General features: G+C 69.5%; 10 protein-coding genes (1 of these 10 running past the window's edge). All 10 read right to left on the reverse strand.

Features of this window, described 5'->3' with window-relative positions; translation table 11 throughout:
- Window positions 1-478, reverse strand: partial view of a non-ribosomal peptide synthetase gene (locus NS2_RS05945; RefSeq protein ID WP_186817582.1) — the 5' end (the start) only. Its footprint begins 19304 nt before the window's first position; 478 of the gene's 19782 nt are visible here — the first part of the coding sequence; its start codon is at window positions 476-478; the stop codon falls past the left edge of the window.
- Window positions 469-9192: a non-ribosomal peptide synthetase gene (locus tag NS2_RS05950; RefSeq protein ID WP_147207100.1), complete on the reverse strand. Its 8724-nt coding sequence runs from the start codon at window positions 9190-9192 to the stop codon at window positions 469-471. Before NS2_RS05950 ends, NS2_RS05945 begins: the two co-directional genes overlap by 10 nt.
- Window positions 9193-9250: 58 nt before the next feature.
- Complete coding sequence (locus NS2_RS05955; RefSeq protein WP_063864939.1) at window positions 9251-10576, reverse strand: MupA/Atu3671 family FMN-dependent luciferase-like monooxygenase; 1326 nt, start codon at window positions 10574-10576, stop codon at window positions 9251-9253.
- Window positions 10573-12282 (reverse strand): fatty acyl-AMP ligase, encoded by a 1710-nt coding sequence (locus NS2_RS05960; RefSeq protein WP_052086079.1) that lies wholly within the window; start codon window positions 12280-12282, stop codon window positions 10573-10575. The genes NS2_RS05955 and NS2_RS05960 overlap by 4 nt, the downstream gene beginning before the upstream one ends.
- 144 nt (window positions 12283-12426) lie before the next feature.
- Entirely contained in the window at window positions 12427-13392 is a 966-nt protein-coding gene (locus NS2_RS05965; RefSeq protein WP_045436415.1) for an oxidoreductase, read from the reverse strand.
- 72 nt (window positions 13393-13464) lie between these two features.
- On the reverse strand, window positions 13465-14007 hold the full coding sequence (locus tag NS2_RS05970) for a hypothetical protein (RefSeq protein ID WP_052086080.1): 543 nt from the start codon (window positions 14005-14007) through the stop codon (window positions 13465-13467).
- Window positions 14008-14493: 486 nt separating this feature from the next.
- Window positions 14494-15639 (reverse strand): acyl-CoA dehydrogenase family protein, encoded by a 1146-nt coding sequence (locus NS2_RS05975; protein ID WP_147207101.1) that lies wholly within the window; start codon window positions 15637-15639, stop codon window positions 14494-14496.
- A 180-nt stretch (window positions 15640-15819) separates the two neighbouring features.
- Entirely contained in the window at window positions 15820-16677 is an 858-nt protein-coding gene (locus tag NS2_RS05980; RefSeq protein WP_052086082.1) for a lysophospholipid acyltransferase family protein, read from the reverse strand.
- Window positions 16678-16768: 91 nt separating this feature from the next.
- Complete coding sequence (casI, locus tag NS2_RS05985; protein ID WP_045436412.1) at window positions 16769-18463, reverse strand: steroid-22-oyl-CoA synthetase; 1695 nt, start codon at window positions 18461-18463, stop codon at window positions 16769-16771.
- On the reverse strand, window positions 18403-19503 hold the full coding sequence (pip, locus tag NS2_RS05990; protein WP_063897697.1) for a prolyl aminopeptidase: 1101 nt from the start codon (window positions 19501-19503) through the stop codon (window positions 18403-18405). The genes casI and pip overlap by 61 nt, the downstream gene beginning before the upstream one ends.
- Between the last annotated feature and the right edge of the window lie 18 nt (window positions 19504-19521).

A 19521-nucleotide genomic window follows, 5' to 3' on the forward strand; every position in this document is an offset into this window, starting at 1 on the left:
CGAGAATCACGTGGTGGTTGGTGAGGATCAGAGCCCAATCGCCGGTTCCCATTTCGGCGACCGTGAATCGCAGTAGCGGGGCCGATGCCGGATCGAAGCGACGCCGTTTCTCCGCGGCGGCCAGGTCGGTCAATCCCGCCTCGGCGTCGGGGGTCGTCGTGAGATCGACCATCTGCCAGGGCAGTTCGATGTCCTCGCAGACCACCGCGACGGTCCGGCCACTGCCGACGGTGGTGAACGCGCTGCGCAGCATCGGATGCCGTCGCACCAGGGCGAGCGCGGCGGCGTGGAGACGGTCGGCATCCAGGCCGCCCGCCAGCCGCAGCACCAGTTGTGCGATATAGGCGTCGGGTGCGGCGGCCTCGGTCACGCCGGAGTGGAACAGAAGTCCGGCCTGCAATGGGGTCAACGGCCAGACATCGGTCAGGGACGGATACGCCCGGTCGAGCGCGGTCACCTCGGATCGGGTCAGCCGCACCAGATCGAAGTCGGAGGGGAATGCCCACCCGCGCCGGGGGTTTCGGCGTGCTCGGCGATCGCGGTCAGGGCCCGGGTCCACAGGGCGGCCAGCTCTTCGACCTCCGAGGGGTCGAGCAGAGTGCGCGGGAAGCGGAAGTCGGCGCGCAGTCGATCGCCGACCACGATCGCGTTGATATCCACTGCCAGGGTGACCGGCAGCGCGGGATCCGGGGCGATCTCCACTTCGCCCGCACCGGTGTCGATTCCACTCGCGTCGGCGTCGGTGGCCGATACCCGGCCCAGATAGTTGAAGCCGATCCGGCCCGGCATGCGATCCGGCAGCGCCGCCGCGGTCTCGTCGTTCAGGTACCGCAGCAGCCCGTAGCCGATGCCCTTGTCCGGGATCGACCGCAGCGTCTCCTTGACCGAGAACACCGCCGCCGCAACCGCATCCCCGCCGAGACCATCCCCGCACTCGATGCCGTCCAGGTCGAATCGCACCGGGAACACGGAAGTGAACCAGCCGACCGTCCGCGACAGATCCGCACGGGGCACGGCCTGTTCCTCGCGTCCGTGGCCTTCCATCCGCACCAGCACCGAGGCATCGTCGATTCCCCGGCGTGCCCGCCACCCGCGCACGGCTACCGCCAAACCGGCCAGCAGGCCGTCGTTGACCTCGCCGTGGAAGGCGGCCGGAACGCTGGTCAGCAGCCCGCGCGTCACCGATTCGGGCAGTTCGACCCGCACCTGTTCGAGGGTGGCGGCGGTGTCGCGCGTCGGGTCCAATTCCCGTGCGCCCCAGCGTGGATCCGCGCCGTCGACCATGGCCCGCCACAGGGGCAGCTCGCCGAGCCTGGCCGGGTCCGCGGCGGCCTCCTTCAGGCCGTGTACCCAGCGCCGCATCGAGGTTCCGACCGGTTCCAGGACCGGCGTGGCACCGGTCTCGATCCGCGCGAACGCCGACAGCAGGTCCGGGACCAGCACCCGCCACGACACGCCGTCCACCACCAGGTGATGCGCGACGACCAGCAGTCGTCCGGGCGCACCGGCGGCGGACGGCTGCCAGACGAATCGGATCACCGCGCCCGCCAGCGGATCCAGTTGCGCGGCGGCACTATTCGCCTCGGCATCGAAGTCGGCACCGGCCGTGCACCGCCGCAAGAGTGTGGTCGCGTCGATGGCGTCGGGCGACCGCACCGTCAGCGACCAGTCCCCGGTCTCGCCACGCCGCAGGCGAGATCGCAGCATGTCGTGGCGTTCCAGCACCGCGCGAATCGCCGCGAGCAGACCGGGCTCGTCCACACCGGCGGGAACCGGCACCACCACGTGCTGTTCGAACCGCTCGAATCCCCTGCCCCAGTCCAGCATCCACCGCGCCACCGGCCACAGCGGCAACTCCCCCGTCCCGCCGCCGGGCAGTTCGGCCAGGCCACCGCCGGCCTCGCCCACGATCCGGGCGCGGCCCGCCAGCCGGGCCGGGGTCCGCTGCTCGAACACATCCCGCGGACCGAACACCACGCCCCGGGCTCGGGCCTTGGACACCACCTGGATCGAGACGATGGAATCACCGCCCAGGGCGAAGAAGTCGTCATCCGCACCGACCCGCTCCACCCCGAGCACCTCGGCGAACACCCCGGCCACGATCTCCTCGACCGGCGACGCGGGCGCACGGAATTCCCGCTGCGCGAACACCGGTTCCGGCAGTGCGCGGCGATCGATCTTGCCCGTCGCGGTCAGCGGCAGCTCCGCGAGCACCACCACTGCATCGGGCACCATGTAGGCGGGCAGCCGCTCGCTCGCGAATCGCCGGACCTGTTCGGGTTCGATCGATCGCCCCGGCCCGGCCACCACGTATCCCGCCACCCGCGCGCTGTCGCCGTGGGTGTCGACGACGGCCACGGCCTGCTCGATGCCATCTATGGCGCACAGTACGGCCTCGATCTCGCCCAGCTCGAGGCGCTGCCCACGCACCTTCACCTGGAAATCGGAGCGGCCCACGAACTCCAGTGTGGGAGTGCCGGATTCGGATGCGGCGGCAGTGGCGGTACCGACCCAGCGCACAAGGTCGCCGGTGCGGTACAGGCGGGCACCGGGTACGCCGAAGGGGTCGGCCACGAAGCGCGCGGCCGTCGTGCCCGCCCGGTCCCGATAGCCGCGCGCCACACCGGGTCCCGCGACGTACAGCTCACCGACCACACCCACCGGTACCGGGCGCAGCGACGCGTCCAGGACCACGGCGCTCATGCCCGCGATCGGGCCGCCGATCCCGATCGGCCGGTGGGGCAACAGCTCCGCACCGGTGACCCAGATGGTCGCTTCGGCGGGGCCGTACAGGTTGTGCACCCGGCGGATGCCCGCGGCATCTGTTCCCGACCAGCGGTTCACCAGTTGCGGCGAGCACTGGTCGCCGCCGGTCAGCAGGATCCGCAGGTCGTCGAGCCCGGCCGGGTCGAGAGAGGCGGCCACCGCCGGAGTGACGAAGGCGTGGCTGATGCGCCGATCGCGCATCAGCTCCCAGAGTGGTTGTCCGCCATACACATCGGGTGGCGCGACCACCAGCGCCGCACCGCCGGACACGGCCAGCAGCAGTTCCAGGATCGCCGCGTCGAAGGTTCGGGCGGCCACGTCGAGGACACGGGAATCCGCGTCCACCGCGCAGCGCCGGGCGTGGTCGGCGACCAGGGCGGACAACCCGGCGTGGGTGACCTCCACGCCCTTGGGGCGTCCGGTCGAACCGGAGGTGTAGATGACGTAGGCGCGGTTGTCCACGCTCACCGGGCCGCGCGGGCCCATGCCGGGCTCGTTCGTACCGGCGTCGATCATCTCCACCCCGAGTCCCTCGATCCCGGCGGTATCCCGCGCCAGCACGCCGCAGGCTCCGGAATCGTTGCGCACGAACCGGTTCCGCTCTTCCGGATGCGCGGGGTCCAGCGACAGGAAGGCCGCACCGGTCTTGGTGATCGCCCACACCGCCAGGACCCAGTCCAGCGAGCGCGGTACTTCGATCGCGACCACCGATTCCGGACCTATCCCCCGCCCGGTCAGCGCACGCGCCAGGCGATTCGACCGTTCATCGAGGTCCCGGTAGGACATTCGGCGTTCGCCGTCGACGACGGCGTCGCCGTCCGGGTTGGCGGCGACGGCGGCGGCCAGCAGGGCCGCAAGCGTCAGGACGGGGCGATCCTGGGCACCGGCGCGGTCGGGTGCGCCGTGGCGGCCCCACTCGCCGAGAAGCGACTCCCGCTCGGACGGTGCGAGAATTTCGATGTCGCGCACCGCGATACCGGGATCGGCGGTGACCGTCGCCAGCACCCGCTGGAGCCGTCCGACCAGCGCCGCGATGGTGGCGGAGTCGAAGAGGTCGGTGGCATAGCCCAGATCGACCGGAATCGCGCCGTCGGAGCGGGGTGTGTCGGTCAGTGTGAAGGTCAGATCGAACCCCTCGATCCCGGTGTCCGCGCCCGAGGCAGTCACCACCACGTCCGGGAGTTCGAACCGGGCCGCGTCGAGATTGTGAAAGGCGAGCATCACCTGGAACAGCGGGTGATGCGCCCGGCTGCGCGGCGGATCCAGGGCCTCCACGACCTGTTCGAACGGAATATCGGTGTGCGCGAACGCATCCAGGTCGGTGCTGCGGACGTCGGAGAGCAGCGCGGTGAACGCCGCCGACTCGTCGATCCGGGTGCGCAGCACGACGGTATTGACGAACATGCCGATCAGCTCGTCCAATTCGGCCGCGCCGCGTCCGGACACCGGTGAGCCCACGGCGATATCGGCACTGCCCGACAGCCGCGACAGCACCACCGCCAGCGCCGCGTGGAAGACCATGAACACCGTGACGCCCCGGGCCCGGGCGAGCGCCCGCATGCCGTCCACGACCGCCGGTGCGAGGACGAAACCGTGGCTCGCACCTCGATTCGAGGCCACAGCCGGGCGCGGGCGATCTGCGGGTAGCTCCAAAACCTCCGGCAGCTCCGACAATTGCGCGGTCCAGTACCGAAGCTGTTGCGCGACGGTCGATTCCGATCCCTCCGCTGATTCGGACAGCTCGCGCTGCCACAGCGCGTAGTCCGCGTACTGCACCGGCAGTGGCTGCCAGTCCGGTTGCCGCCCGTCGTGGCGGGCCAGGTACGCGGCGGCCAGGTCCCGCGCGAGCGGCGCCATCGAGAACCCGTCGGCATTGATGTGGTGCACCACCAGCAGCAGCACGAATTCGGTGTCGCCGGTGGTGAGCAGCCGGGCGCGCAGCGGAACCCGTTCGGCCACCTCGAAACCCGCCGAGACCACCGTGGATATGGCCGCCGCCCGCCCGGATTCGCCCACCGGGACGGCGTGCAGATCCACGTCGGCCGCCGCACACAGTTCCTCGACGGGCACCACGACCTGGAACGGCACGCCGTCCGCGTCCGGGTACCGGGTGCGCAGGACTTCGTGGCGCGCCAGCACATCCCACACCGCCGCGCCGAGCGCCGCCACGTCGAGCGGCCCGGACAAGCGGATCACCATCGGAATGTGATATGCCAGCGACTCCGGATCGAAGCGGTTCACGAACCACATCCGCTGCTGCGCGAACGACAGCGGCACCCGATCCGGCCGCGGCCGCGGCCGCAGGCGCGGCCCCTCCACGACGCTCGGAGCCGCCGCCACCCGGGCGGTCAGCAGGTCGGCCAGCTCCGTCACCACCGAGGCTTCGAAGACATCCCGGACCGCCACGGGCAGGCCGACGCCGTCCGTGAGCCGGGCCGCCAGGCGCGTGGCCGACAGCGAATTGCCGCCCAGCACGAAGAAATCGTCGTCGACGCCCACCCGCTCCACCCCGAGCACCTCGGCGTAGACGGTCGCCACCACCTCCTCGACCGGGGTGGCGGGCGCGCGGTAGGTCGCCCGCGCCGCCACCGGTTCGGGCAGGGCCGCCTTGTCGACCTTGCCGTTCACCGTCAACGGCAGCGCGTCCAGCACCATGACCACATCCGGGACCATGTATCCGGGCAGCCGCTCGCCCAGCCGCGCCCGCAGCAGCGCGCCGAGAGCGCCCGGCGCACTCCATTTCTCGTTCGGCTCCAGCAGCTCCGAGGCGGTGTCACCGGCGTCGCCGAGCGCGGTGCGCAGCGCGGGCCGGATGGCGTACACGATGTGCAGGTCGGTGCCCACCACATTGGGCGAGACCCGCGCCTCGGCCTCGAATCCACGCTCGCCCAGCAGTTCCCGGATGCGGGCCAGCCGGTCCTCGACATCATTGACCTCGATGACCATGCGGTCGATGAGGGGCCAGTGCCGGTCCTCGATGCCGTGCAGCGCGTCGAGTTCGCTGCCCTCGACATCGAGCTTGAGCAGGTCGATGCGGGTGATCCCGAACTCGTCCATGATGTGCGAGAGCGGGCGGATCGCGACCTGGACCTGCTCGCAGTCCAGCCGATCGGCGATCAGCTGATCGACCAGCTTGTCACCGAGATCCGCGGTCTCCGCACGGTATGCGGTGTGGATGAACTGTTGCAGGATGTCGTACTGCTCGCGGCTGTCGGTGCCGCGCCCGGAGAGCACCGACATCTCCGGGTAGTAGGTGAAGGTGTCGGTGGTGGCCTCCGCGCCGATGGCGTACGGCACCAGGGTGGCGTCCAGGTCGTGCAGGGCGGCATTGGCGCGGTACATGCGCCGCAGTTCGGGCATCGGCTCGACCGCGAAGAGCTTGATGCCGGGCGACTTCCGCTTGGCGTAGAGGGAGAACATGCCGACGTGCGCGCCGATATCGACGACGCAGCCGTCCTCGGGGATGCTCACGCCGCCGTGGCAGTATTCCTCGGTCTCGAAGATCTCCTCGTACAGAAACTCGATATTGGAGCGGTTGCGGCCGACGACCGGCATGCCATTGGGCAATTCGTGCAGTTCCTCGGCGGCTATCTCGCCCTCGCGTTGCAGCCGCAGGCATTTCGCGGCCACCGGTGCGGCGGCGGGGTCGGGAACCAGGTAGGCGACCAGCTGGGTGGAGGGCGCGGCCTCGGGTGGCGGGGCGGGCGCGGTGTGGGTGGTGACGACCGCGCCCGCCACGCAATCCTGTGCCGCGAGCTGGGATTCGATCTCGCCCAGTTCGATGCGGTAGCCGCGGATCTTGACCTGCTCGTCGGCGCGGCCGAGGTATTCCAGGACGCCGTCCGCGCTCCAGCGCACCACGTCGCCGCTGCGGTACAGGCGGCCGCCCGCGGGGTCGAACGGGTCGGCGACGAAGCGTGAAGCGGTCAGCGCCGGGCGGGCCAGATACCCGCGCGCGACCTGGTGGCCCGCCACGTAGAGCTCGCCCGCGACACCGGCCGGGACCGGGCGCAGCCACGAATCCAGCACGTACACCCGCAGATTCGCCAGCGGCACACCGATCGGGCTGACGCCCGGCTCACCCAGCCGGTGTTCCCGGGTGAGCGGCTGTTCGGTGACGTGCACGGTGGTCTCGGTGATGCCGTACATGTTGATCAGGCGCGGCGAGTCCGGGCGCTCGAGGATGGGCCAGCGCTGAATCCGGGTGGGGTCCAGCGCCTCTCCGCCGAAGACCACCATGCGCAGCCGGGAGCCGTCGTCGCGGGTGGCACGGCGGGATTCGATGAGCGCGTAGAACGCGGACGGGGTCTGGTTGAGGATGGTCACGCCCTGCTCGACGATCAGATCCCACAGGTCCGACGGCGAGTACGCGACCTCGCGGGGCACCACGACCACGCGCCCGCCGTGCAGCAGCGCACCCCAGATCTCCCACACCGAGAAGTCGAAGGCCTGTGAGTGGCACCAGGTCCAGACATCGTCCGGGCCGAATCCGCACCACGGGCGGGTGCTCTGGAACAGGGCGGCGGCATTGGCGTGCGTGACGGCCACGCCCTTGGGGTTTCCGGTGGTGCCGGAGGTGTAGATCACGTAGGCGACATTGTCCGGGCGCGGCCCCGACGGCGCGGCCGAGCGGCCCGAGCGGTGCCCGTCGGAGTCCGCGAGGTCGACGTGCAGGCGCGGAACGTCGCTCGTGGCGACCAGTTCGGTGGTGCTGTCGTCGATGACGACGAGGGTGGGAGCCGCGTCGGCGAGGATGTAGGCGATGCGCTCGGGCGGCGAGGACGGATCCAGCGGCACGTAGGCGGCACCGGTCTCGAGCACGGCCAGCAGGGCGGTGATCAGGGGCGCGCCCTTGGGAAGCGCCAGGGCGACAAGGGTTTCCGGCCCCGCGCCGCGGTCGGCGAGGGCTTCCGCCAGGCGTCGGGCTCGCGCTTCGAGCCGCCCATAGGTGAGGCGGTCCGCACCGTCCGCGACGGCAATCGCGTCGGGGGTCGCGCCCGCCTGCCGCCGGAACATCTCGATCAGGGTCGCAGACTCGTCGATCGGCGCGGCGGTGTCGGTCCAGTCCCGCAGCACGCGCTCGCGCTCCTCGGTATCGAGCAGATCCAGCGCGCGCGCCGGCCGCGCGGGATCGGCGCCGAGCGCGGCCACGAAGTCGTGGAAGAACCGCAGGAACCGATCCAGTTGGCGCGCAAGCTCTTCCGGCGTGTACAGGTCGTGATTGGCCACGAAATCAACACGGGTGTCCGTCGCGCCCTCGTGCGCACCCGCGCCGGTGTAGACGCTCACCGAGATATCGGACACCAATCCCGGTGTCAGCACCTGCAATTGCCCCGTGACCGACCCCAGCGCGATGGTCGGGTCGAACATCATCAGGTCCACGTACGGACCGAAGACCTGGGTCTGGGGCGTGAGCCTGCCGATATCGCGGAACATGTCCTCCTGCCGATACCGCTGGCGGCGCAGCACCTCGATCAGCTGCCGCTGCGTCTCCTCGATCAGCTCGCCGACCGTGCCGCGCGGGCCGAGGCCGACGCGAAAAGGCAGGGTATTGGCCAGCATTCCGCCCGAGCGCAGCGCCGCGGTGGTGACGCGCGCGGACACCGGCAGGCTCAGCACGATGTCGTCGCCGCCGGTCATGCGGCCCAGGAACAGGCCGAAGGCCGCCAGGTACGGCACCGCCGGATTGGTGGAGGTCGCCTTGACCACGGCGTTGAGCAGCTCCGCCGTCTCCTCCGGCAGTACGCCGCTCACCGAGATCGGGTGCGCGTCGGCCTGCGCGCTCCTACCGGCCAGGCTGACCGGGGCGGGCAGGTCCGCCAGCTGCTGCCGCCAGAATTCCCGGTCGGTCTCGAAACGCTGTGAGGCACGGTATTTTTCGTCCGCGGCGACGAGGTCGGCGAGATCCTGGGCCCGGGCCTCCGTCGGCTGCCCGCCTTCGACGGCGGCGGTGTAGCACTCGCTGACGCGGCTGAGCAGGGTCATGGCGGCCAGCCCGTCCAGCGCGATGTGATGGGCGCGCAGATACCAGCACCAGTGCCGATCGGCGACCCGCAGGACGGCGGTGGTGACCAGCCGATCACGCTGGAGATCGACGGGGCGGCGGTATTCCGCGCGCATCCAATCGTGGGCCGCCGCAATCGGATCCGCTTCCGAGCGCAGATCCTGGAAGCGCACCGGCTCGTCCAGCGGCCGATCCGCCACCTGCACGGGACCGGTGCCGGTCTCGATCACCCGCAGCCGCGCGGCCCCGAACTCGCCCGCCACCCGCCAGAACGACGCCAGCAGCAGCTCGACATCGAGATCGCCGCGCAGGTCGATGCACAGCGCATTGGTGATGGGTGTCGGACCGGTCAGTTGTTGCGCGTACCAAATTCCCTGCTGCGCAGCCGATAACGGAAAAGGGACGGCACCGGGACCGGTCAATTCTGCTCCTGCGTCTGGAAGCGAGTGGACGGTTCTTACGCGGACGGCGCGGCGGCCTTCACCGCGCCGCTGTCAGGGCCCGCAGTCGCGCCAGCGCCTCGAGCCCGCCCAGCACCTCGGCGTCGGGGATGCCGAAGTCGATCAGGCAGGCGATCTCGTCGACGCCGATCCCGCGCAGCCGGGCGACCATGGCGGCCGTGGAATCCGGGGTGCCGAACAGGCCGTTGTTGCGGTAGTAGCGTTCGAAGGCGAAGTCCAGCACCTTGACCCGGGTCTTGGCGTCGAGGCTCTCGAGCGCCTCCGACCCGCGCCGCCACAGATCGACCGAATCCTCCAGGTAGCGCTTGAACGGGCCCTCGACGGTCCGGCGGCCCGCCGCCTCGTCGCCGCCCAGGAAGGTGTGCAGCATGACGGTGACGTGGCCGGTATCGGCCCCGTGGCCGTGCTCGGCCCGCGCCGCCCGGTAGGCGGCCAGCTTCTCCCCCAGGTCGTCCACCTCCTGGAACAGCAGCGCGGTCAGCACATTCACCCCGAGCGCACCGGCCATGGCGAAGCGCTCGACACCGCCGCTGCAGGTGAGCCAGGTCGCCAGCGCGGGCTGTACGGGGGCCGGGAAGATCCGCACCTCGCGGGTCTCGCCCACACCATTGGGCCGGGTGACCGATTCGCCGCGCCACAGCCGTCGCACGGTGTCGATGCCGGTGCGGGTCAGCTCGACCCGGTCGGCGTAGTTGTCCGGGGCGAGCACGAAATCGTCGGCGTTCCACCCGGTGGCGAAGGCCAGGTCCACGCGCCCGCCCGAGAGGTTGTCCACCGCCGACCAGTCCTCGGCGACGCGGATCGGATTGTGCAGCGGCAGCACCACACTGCCCGCCCGGATGCGCACCCGCTCGGTGGCGGCGGCCAGCGCCGCGCCCAGCACCGACGGGTTCGGGTACAGGCCGCCGAAGCTGTGGAAGTGCCGTTCCGGCAGCCAGATCGCGCGCAGTCCGTGCGCGTCGGCGAAGCGGGCGCTGTCGAGCAGCAGTTCGTAGCGGCCGCCGGCCGCATGCCGTTGTGCGTCACTGGAGAAGAACAGCAGGCTGAAGTCCATCTCGCGCCGGGGCCCGGACCCGGGCTCGTCGGCGGGCGGGTGGCCGTTTCCGCGTGCGGCGGTGGCCGTCTCGGCGACATCGGCCAGGCTCAGGCCGTCGAAGATCTCCTCGGCGGTGATCTCGGCGTCGAACCGGTCCTCCAGGATGGTCATCAGTTCCGCGGCCTTGACCGAATCCAGGCCCAGCGAGGTGAGCGGGGAGTGCGGGTCCACCGCGTCGCGCTCGAGCCGGTCGGCGGCCCACTCCACGAAGAAGTGCAGCACGGTCGCGGTCTCGGACGAGGTACTCATCGCACGCTCTCCTCGAATGCTGTTTCCGACGAATAGGTTTCGCGCAGCCGCTGCCGTTGGATCTTGCCGCTGGTGGTCTTGGGCACCTGCCCCTTGCCGACGAAGACGACCCGGTGCACGCTCAGCGCGTGTTCGCGGCTGACCAGGCCGCGGATCGAATCCGCCAGCGCCGCGCTGCTTTCGGATTCCTCGTCGAGTTCCTGCACGACCATCACCCGGTCCTGGTCATCGATGCGCGCGGTGAAGACCGCGCAGCCGCCGGGCCGCAGCCCCGGATGGCCGGAGAGGATGGTGCGCTCGACGTCCTGCGGAAAGATATTGCGGCCGTGCACGATCATCAGTTCCTTGCTGCGGCCGGAGATGTAGAGCTCACCGTCGCAGACGAAGCCGAGATCGCCGGTGCGCAGATACGGTGTGCCGTCCTCGCCCTCGATCCGCGCCCGGAAGCCGCGCTCGGTGGCGTCGGGCTTGTCCCAGTAACCGGCGGTGATGCTCGCACCGCTGAGCCAGATCTCGCCGATCCAGTTCTCGGCGCAGCGGATCCGGGTGCGGGGATCGACCACGGCGATCTCGGGGCCCGCCGCTCCGACGCCGATCAGTTCGCGCCCGGCGGGTTTCGCGATCGCGACCCCGCTCTCCAGGTCCGCGGGCGAGAAGTGCCGGGACCGGGCCCCGGCCCCGAGCTCGGCCCCGCTGACGTACAGGGTGGCCTCGGCCAGCCCGTACACGGGGACGATGCGCTCGGCGCGGAAACCGCTCACTGCGAAGGCGTCGGCGAAATTGCGCAGCGTGCGCGGGTCGATCGGTTCCGCGCCGACGAAGGCGGTCTCCCAGCCGCTCAGGTCCAGCGTCGCCGCGTCGGCCGGGGACACCCGCTTCACGCACAGCCCGTAGGCGAGATTGGGGCCGCCCGCGAACACGCGCTCGCCCCCGGAGATCTCGCGCAGCCAGTTCATCGGGTCGCGCAGGAACGTCATCGGCGACATGAGGGTGCCGGGCAGGCCGGCGAACATCGGCAGCAGGGAGCCCTGGATCAAGCCCATGTCGTGATACGGCGGCAGCCACGAGACGATCGAGGTGTCCGGGGCGAGATGGAATTTGTCCCGGATGGTCCCGAGATTGACCATCAGGTTCCGGTGCCGGACCATCACGCCCTTGGGCAGGCCGGTCGAGCCCGAGGTGTATTGCAGGAAGGCGATGTCCTCGGGCTCCGGGGCGGATCCTGGCAGCGGTTCGAAACCCAGGCCCCGGCCCGCGGTCTCGCTGTCGATGATCGCGATGCCGCCGCCGAGCTGGGCGCTGTCGACCGGCACCGTCGAGCGGGGCGCGATCACCGCGGTCGCGCCGCTGTCGTGCAGGATGGCGCGCAGCGTCGCGATCTGCTGGGCCGACATCGGAAGATGCACCGGCACCGCGATTCTGCGGGTCGTCAGGCAGGCGAAGAACGCGCAGACGAAGTCCGGGCCGGGCGGGCACAGCAGGGCGATCCGATCGCCGGGACCGGTCGTCTCGACAATGCGCTCGGCCAGTCCGGCCACCCGCTCCCACACCCGCTGGTAGTCGAAGACGTCGCGGTCCGCGCCGTGCTCCGCGAAGACGTAGGCCGGTCGGTGCGGGGTCTCGAGCACGCGCGCCGACAGCAGGTCGACCAGGGTGCGGGCGTTCGGTTCCAGCGGGTCCTGCGAGTTCCTTCGCAATTTCTGCAACGCCCGGCTCCCATCGGCTAGACGAAAGAGCAGCTGAAAGAGCGGTCCGGGCCCCATCTTGGCCGCCAAACCGAGAGTCGGCAAACTTCCCGCAAACTACAGCGTGTCGGCGCGGACACGCCGGTTCCTGCCGGAGCCGCCGATTCACTCGAGGGTGGTCTTGTGCCGGTGCTCGTCGTAGGGCACCAGATCGCCCAGCCGGCCGGCGCAGACCAGCCCGACGAAACCCGGATTCGCCAGCACCGCGCGCCCGATCGCCGCGATATCGAATTCGCCCCGCTCGAAGCGACGCAGTAAGGGCCGCAACGACATCGGCGCGTCCGGTCGCGACAGCCCGATCGAGCCGACGATGATCGCGGGCTGCCCGGTCAGCGCCCTGGTCCACCCGGCCAGGCTCAATTGCCCGTCCGGCCCGGCCAGTTCGGGAAACTCCGGCTCGTCGAAGCGCCGCGTCGAGGGATGGAACGCCGCCACTCCCGCCGCCGCGATCGGCCGCAGCATCGCCTCGAGCGCCGCCGGGCTCCCCGCGATCCGCGCGTCGTAGCGATCCACCTCCCACTGGGAGAACCGGTAGCTGATCGGCACTCCCGGCCCGAGCTCGGCCCGCACCGCGCCCACGAGTTCCGCCGCGAACGCCGGGCGCGCGGGCAGCATCCCGTGCGCGCCATGGATCTCGATCCCGTCGAAACCGGCGTCCCGCGCCTGCCGTGCGGCCTGCGCGAAACCCGCTACGGTCCGCTCGGTCTCGAATACCGCGCCCGCCCGGGCGACGTACATCAACTGGGCGAAGATCGGCACCCGCTCGGCATGCACGGCGGCCACGATGGCCCGCCACGCCGCCACCGCACCCGGGCCCCGGATCCCGGCGATGCCGGACCCGTCCTCCCCCACCCCGTCCCCGATCGAGATGCCCTCACTGATGATCAGCCCGACGCCCCCGGCGGCCCGCCGCCGATAGAACGCTCCCAGCTCCGGCGCGGGTATCCCGCACCGCGCCGCGTACCGCGACAGCGGCGCCATCGCGAACCGATTCCGCACCGCCACCGTCCCCACGGCCGACGGCGTGAAAAGTGCCGACAGATCGATCTCTTCATCGAGCGCGTTCCGCATGCCGCCCCACTCCCGTTGCCGATGTGGTGCCCAGCCGACCAGTAACGCCGAAACGATCTTGACTCGCCGACCCTACCCGCCCGCCGCCACCGCGTGGGCGCCCAGCACGGCCGCGCCCGCCGCGAAAAGCGCTGCGCCGAGTGCGGACAGGCGGCCCGCGTTGGATATCGTGCCGATCCTGCCGACCAGGACCGAGCTGATCATGGCGGTCACCGCGGCGATGGTCAGCACCAGCGACGCCTTGATGACCGAGTAGTGCCACACGGCGGACAGGAAGATCGGGCCCATGAGCATGTGGGCGGACAGCGCCAATCCGATGACCGCCGAGGCGGCACCGGTGCGGGCGAACAGACCGTCGCGCCAGAGTCCGAGATCCACGGCCGGACTGCGGTGTTCCCGGGCTCGAATCAGGCCCAGGGCCAGCAGGATCGCGCCGCCGAGCAGACCCGCGAGGGTCAGCGGCGAGTCCCAGCCCCAGTCCTGGCCGCGAGTGATGGCGGCGACCAGGGAGCCGATCGCGGTGGCGAACACGACGGTGCCCAGCACATCCGGCGACGGACCCCGAACCTGCGGGCGGGCCAATGGAACGACGCCGAGCGCCACCCCGACCGGCATTCGGCCTGGGTCACCTCGGCTGTCGCTCCGCTCTCCTCCGGCGGCTTCGCAGCCACTGTGAAGCTGACCAGATACACCGGCGCGGCGGGGAAGGTTCCGTCATTGTCGGCATTGCGGCTCCCGAGCTCGGCCACGATCTCGAGCCGCGGATCGACGCAGGACCGGCCCCGGATCGCCTTCTCGAGGCGAGAGCCCGTGCCGTGCGTGAATCCGGTTGTCCCCTCGCCGTCGCGGACGCACCAGCCCGACAGCTGTTCATCCACCTGTCGACGCAGACGGTTCAGATCGGGGTCGGGTGGTGTGGTCACGATTGCCCCCTCGACACGCTCGTTGTGCCCGGTCAGGACACCCGCACAAGGGCCGCGATCGATTCCGTCTTCACCCGCCCCGATGGGGATACCCCCGAGGAGTACCCCCATGGAACGAGGGAGTTTCAGAGCTGAGACGGGACGGCGGCCGTATCTTGAGACGGAGGACCGTCTCTGATCAGGAGAGCTTCAGGCTGCGGCCGATGATCTCCTTCATGATCTCGGTGGTGCCGCCGTAGATGGTCTGGACGCGGGCGTCCATGTAGGCCTTGGCGATGGGGTATTCGCGCATGTAGCCGTAGCCGCCGTGGAGTTGGAGGCACTTGGTGATGAGGTCGAGCTGTTCCTCGGTGGACCACCACTTGGCCATGGCGGCTTCCTCGACGGTCAGCTTCTCCTGGTTGAGCAGTTCGATGCAGCGGTCGGTGAAGACCCGCACGGCGGTGGTCTTGGTGGCCAGTTCGGCCAGCACGAAGCGGGTGTTCTGCTGCGCGCCAATGGGTTTGCCGAAGGCCTTGCGGTCGCGGACGTATTGGCAGGTGAGCTCGAGGCAGCCCTCCATGGCGGCGGCGGCCATGACGGCGATGGACAGGCGCTCCTGCGGGAGGTTCTGCATCAGGTGGATGAAGCCCTGGCCCTCGGTGCCGAGCAGGTTCTTGCCGGGGACGCGGACGTCGGTGAAGGACAGCTCGGCGGTGTCCTGCGCCTTGAGGCCGATCTTGTCCAGATTGCGGCCGCGTTCGAAGCCGGGCATGCCGCGCTCGACCACCAGCAGGGAGAAGCCCATCGCGCCCTTGGCGGGATCGGTCTGGGCGACCACGATGACGATGTCGGCATTGATGCCGTTGGTGATGAAAGTCTTGGCGCCGTTGAGGATCCAGTCGTCGCCGTCGCGCACCGCGCGGGTCTTGATGCCCTGCAGATCCGAGCCGGTGCCGGGCTCGGTCATGGCGATGGCGGTAATGATCTCGCCGGAACAGAAGCCCGGCAGCCAGCGCTGCTTCTGCTCCTCGTTGGCCAGCTCCAGCAGGTAGGGCGCGATCACGTCATTGTGCAGACCGAAACCCCGCCCGGAGTACATGCCCTTGGTGACCTCCTCGGTCACGATGGCGTTGTAGCGGAAATCCTTGACGCCCCCGCCGCCGTACTGCTCCGGCACCGCCATGCCGAGGAACCCCTGCTTGCCGGCCTCGAGCCAGACCGCACGATCGACGATGCCGTCGTGCTCCCACTGCTCATGGTGCGCAGCCACGTGCTGATCGAGAAACTTACGGAACGACTCCCGGAACAGCTCGTGTTCGGGTTCGAAAAGGGTGCGCTCCACGCCAACCTCCTACAGTGACCACATCGGCACCATCGCCTGTGCCCAATACGGTACTCGAAAGTCGAACGGAGGTTAACTTCGCGGGGGCAGAAAGTGGTCCGAACTGCGACGGTCGCCAGTGACGTCGCGGAACGGAGGGGCTGAACCTCGGTAAACCTACCGAGAAGTCAGGGTGACGCCTCAGAGACCGAATCGCCCGAGCGTGCGGCCCAGCAGGCTGCGACCCCGGTCACGGTCGCGCTCGGCCAGCAGGAAGTCGAGTTCACCTTCCAGGGCCTTCCTCACGATGGCCTGCAACTCGCCCGCCGCGGCCTCGAGATCCTCGGCGTCGCGCCACGGGCTGGTGTCGATCGGCGTGCCGAGCGCGTAGTAGAAGCGCTCCGGCTTGGGCACCAGGGTCGGGCCGAGACCGCGGATGAGCGGGGGCGTCAGGTTCGAGCGCAGGCCCAGACCCTCGACGGCCTTGCGCAGCGGCAGCATGACCGGGTGGTCGCCGTCGAAGACGATGTCGTAGATGTCGTCACCGCCGACCATGGCGATCGGCACGATGGGCGCGCCGGTCTGGATGGCCATCTTGGCGAAGCCGGTGCGGCCCTCCCACAGCAGCTGGTACTTCTGACCCTTGCCGCGCATGGCCTCGCGGCCGCCGCCCGGGAACACCGCGACCGCCTCGCCCTTCGCCAGCAGCGTGGTGCAGTTGCGGCGGTTACCGCGCACGATCCCCCAGCGGTGCAACACATCTCGCAGACCCGGCACATCGATCAGCACGTTCTCGGCCAGCCCCCGCACCAGCCGATCGTGCCGCACCAGGATCTCGTGCGCGAGCAGCGGCGCATCGGTGCCGCCCGCCAGCGAGTGGTTGCCGACCAGCAGCACCGGGCCGGTCTCCGGAAAGTTCTCCATGCCGTAGAACCGCGGGCTGAACCACACCCGCGACGGGGCGATGAGCAGATCGATTATGCGGCGATCGGTTTCGGTGAGATCGACATGCAGCGGCGCGCCGTCGCTCACCCCCTCCGGCGCATCGGATTCGGACAAATGACCTTCATTACGAGACAAAACAACCCTCCCTGCAGAGCCTTCGATAACCGCATCGTAACGAAGGCTCGCGCAGGTCACAGACCGAGGGTTAGAACAGGTTCACGCGACCAAAAGTGGAGAACTCCATCTTCAGTTCCGATTTGTCGGCCTCGGTGAACAGCCGGTACTCGGGCTCGCCGCGCCCGGCCCAGCGGTAGACCGGCTCGGCGGTGTGCCAACGCTGCTGTTGCAGTTCGCGTTTGAGCACCTTGTTCGACCCGGTGACCGGCAGGTTCCCCGACACCCGCAGCAGCCTGGGCGCACCCTTGCTGCCGAGATCATCTTGGGCACTGAGGAATTCGGCGAACCCGGCGACGTCGAAGGCGGACGGATCGGCCACTTCGATGGCGGCCATCACCTGATCGCCCGAGCGCGGGTCCGGGACACCGTAGACCGCCGCCGCGATCACCGCGGGATGGCGTCGAATCACCTGCTCGATCAGCAGCGTCGAGGTGTTCTCACCGTCCACCCGCAGCCAGTCGCCTTTCCGGCCCGCGAAATAGAGAAAACCCGCCTCGTCGATATATCCGAGGTCGCCGGTCCAATACCAGCCATTCCGCAAACGCTCGGCATCCGCGACATCGTTTTTGTAATAGCCCTCGAAGACGAGCGCGCCCGCCTTGTCGATCATCTCCCCGACGGCATCGTCCGGGTTCGATACCCGCCCGTATTCATCCAGCACGGCCCGCGCGCACTCGACGAGGGTCTCCGAATTCACCACGGCCACACCCGGATGCGCGGGCCGACCCAGCGCCGACGCCGGAGCCTCGGGATCGAGAGCCGCCAGCGCCGGGCCTTCACTGGACCCGTATCCCTCGAAGAGTTCGGCCGCGAACCGCCGCCGGAACTCGGCCTGATCGGCCACCGACGCCTCGGTCCCGAATCCCCGCACCAGCGTATTGACCCCGTCATCCGCCGCCTCGGGCGTCGCCAGCAGGTAGCCCAGCGCCTTACCCACATAGGTGAAGAACGTCGCCCCGAAATACCGCACATCCGAAAGGAATCCCGACGCCGAAAATTTCGGCGTCAAACACACCGTCGCACCATTGACCAGCGCCGGCGCCCACAACGCCATGATCGCATTCCCATGAAACAGCGGCATACAGCAGTAATCGACGTCCTCCCGCACATGCCCGAACTTGTCCGACGCCGCATACCCGATCACCGCCAGCCGCCGCTGAGAACACTTGACCGCCTTGGAGATCCCGGTGGTCCCCGACGTGAACAGCAACAGCAACAACGCCTCCGGCCCCGCACCCCTATCCGGCTCGACACCGCTCGCCCGCCCGAGAGCGTGCGCCGCAACCAGTTCGCCGTATGTCGGATCATCAACCAGCAGAAACCGTTCGGGTTCCAGCCCCAGATCCAGCTCGCGCAGGCGCGCCATCCCGGCCGCGTCGGTGACGATCAACTGGCAGTCGACATACCGAATATCGTCCGCCAACTGACCATTTCCCCGAGTCGGATTGATACCGACCAGCGTCGCGCCCGCCAGCGCGGCCGCACCGAGCCAGAAGACGAAGTCGGGCACGTTGTCCAGCATCACCCCGATATGGAACGGCCCGTCCCGCCGCAACTCCCGAGCCAGCGCGGCGCGCGCCGCCGACTCCCGCACCACCGCATCCCACGTCCAATCCCGCTCACGGGTACGCAATCCCAGCCGCTCATCCCCCATCCGATCGATCAGCAGAGTCGCGATATCCGACCGCCGTTCACCCCCCACCCCACCCGCATCACCATCCATCCCCCGAGTCTCACCACCGAGCGCCACCCCGCCCCCGTTTTGCCCGATTCTCCCCACGAAGTGGTGTGCCACTCAACGAATGGGATCGGGGGTGGGGCGAGGGTGGAGAGGGCTTGGATCATGGCTTGGGCCATTTGGGGGCCGCCGTGTGCCTCGTCGTCGATGAGGATGAATTGGCTTCGGGGCCAGGATTTGTGGAGGGTCCAGGCGACTGCGGCGGGGCCGCTGACGTCGAGTTTTCCTTGGATGAAGACGGCGGGGAGGTGGTGGAGGGTGGGGATGGCGTCGGTCAGGGCGGTGGGTGGGAGGAAGGCGGCGTGCTTCCAGTAGTGGACCACCAGGGTTGCGAAGACTCGACGCCGGACCGGGTCGTGGTCGCCCAGGCCGTGTTTCGCACCGCCCATGGAGATGTGCGCGTCTTCCCAGGCCATCCACGCGTCCACCGCTCGGTTCCTGACCTCTTCGTCGGGGTCGGTGAGCAGCTCGTAGTAGGCGTCGACCAGTCTCCGGCCCGGGCGTGCGCCCGATGCCGCGCGGAAGGCGTCCCATTCCCGCGGGAACAGGCGGCCGACCGTCTCGGTGATCCATTCGACGGCGTCGGGGTTGGTGAGTGTGGTTGCCATCAGGACCAGTTCGCTGACGCGAGCGGGACGGGCCTGCGCGTAGGCCAGGGCCAGGGTTGTTCCCCAGGAGACGCCGTTGACCAGCCATTTATCCACGCCGAGGTGGGTGCGCAGGGCTTCGATGTCGGCGATCAGGTGGTGGGTTGTGTTACGGCCAAGGGCCGCCGGGTCGCCGGTGGCGAGGGGGCGGCTGCGGCCGCATCCGCGCTGCTCGAAGCCGACGATGAGGTATCGGTCGGGGTCGAAGTGCCGGCGATAGCCCGCGCCCATTCCACCGCCCGGACCGCCGTGCAGGTACAGCGCCGTCTTGCCCTGCGGATTCCCCGAAGTCTCCCAATAGATCTCCTGCCCATCCCCGACCGCGAGCATCCCGCTCGCGAACGGCTCGATCGGCGCGAAGGCCCAAGGAAACGACATACCCCGACCCTATTCCGC

This window comes from Nocardia seriolae NBRC 15557 (genome assembly GCF_007990715.1).
GTDB lineage: Bacteria > Actinomycetota > Actinomycetes > Mycobacteriales > Mycobacteriaceae > Nocardia > Nocardia seriolae.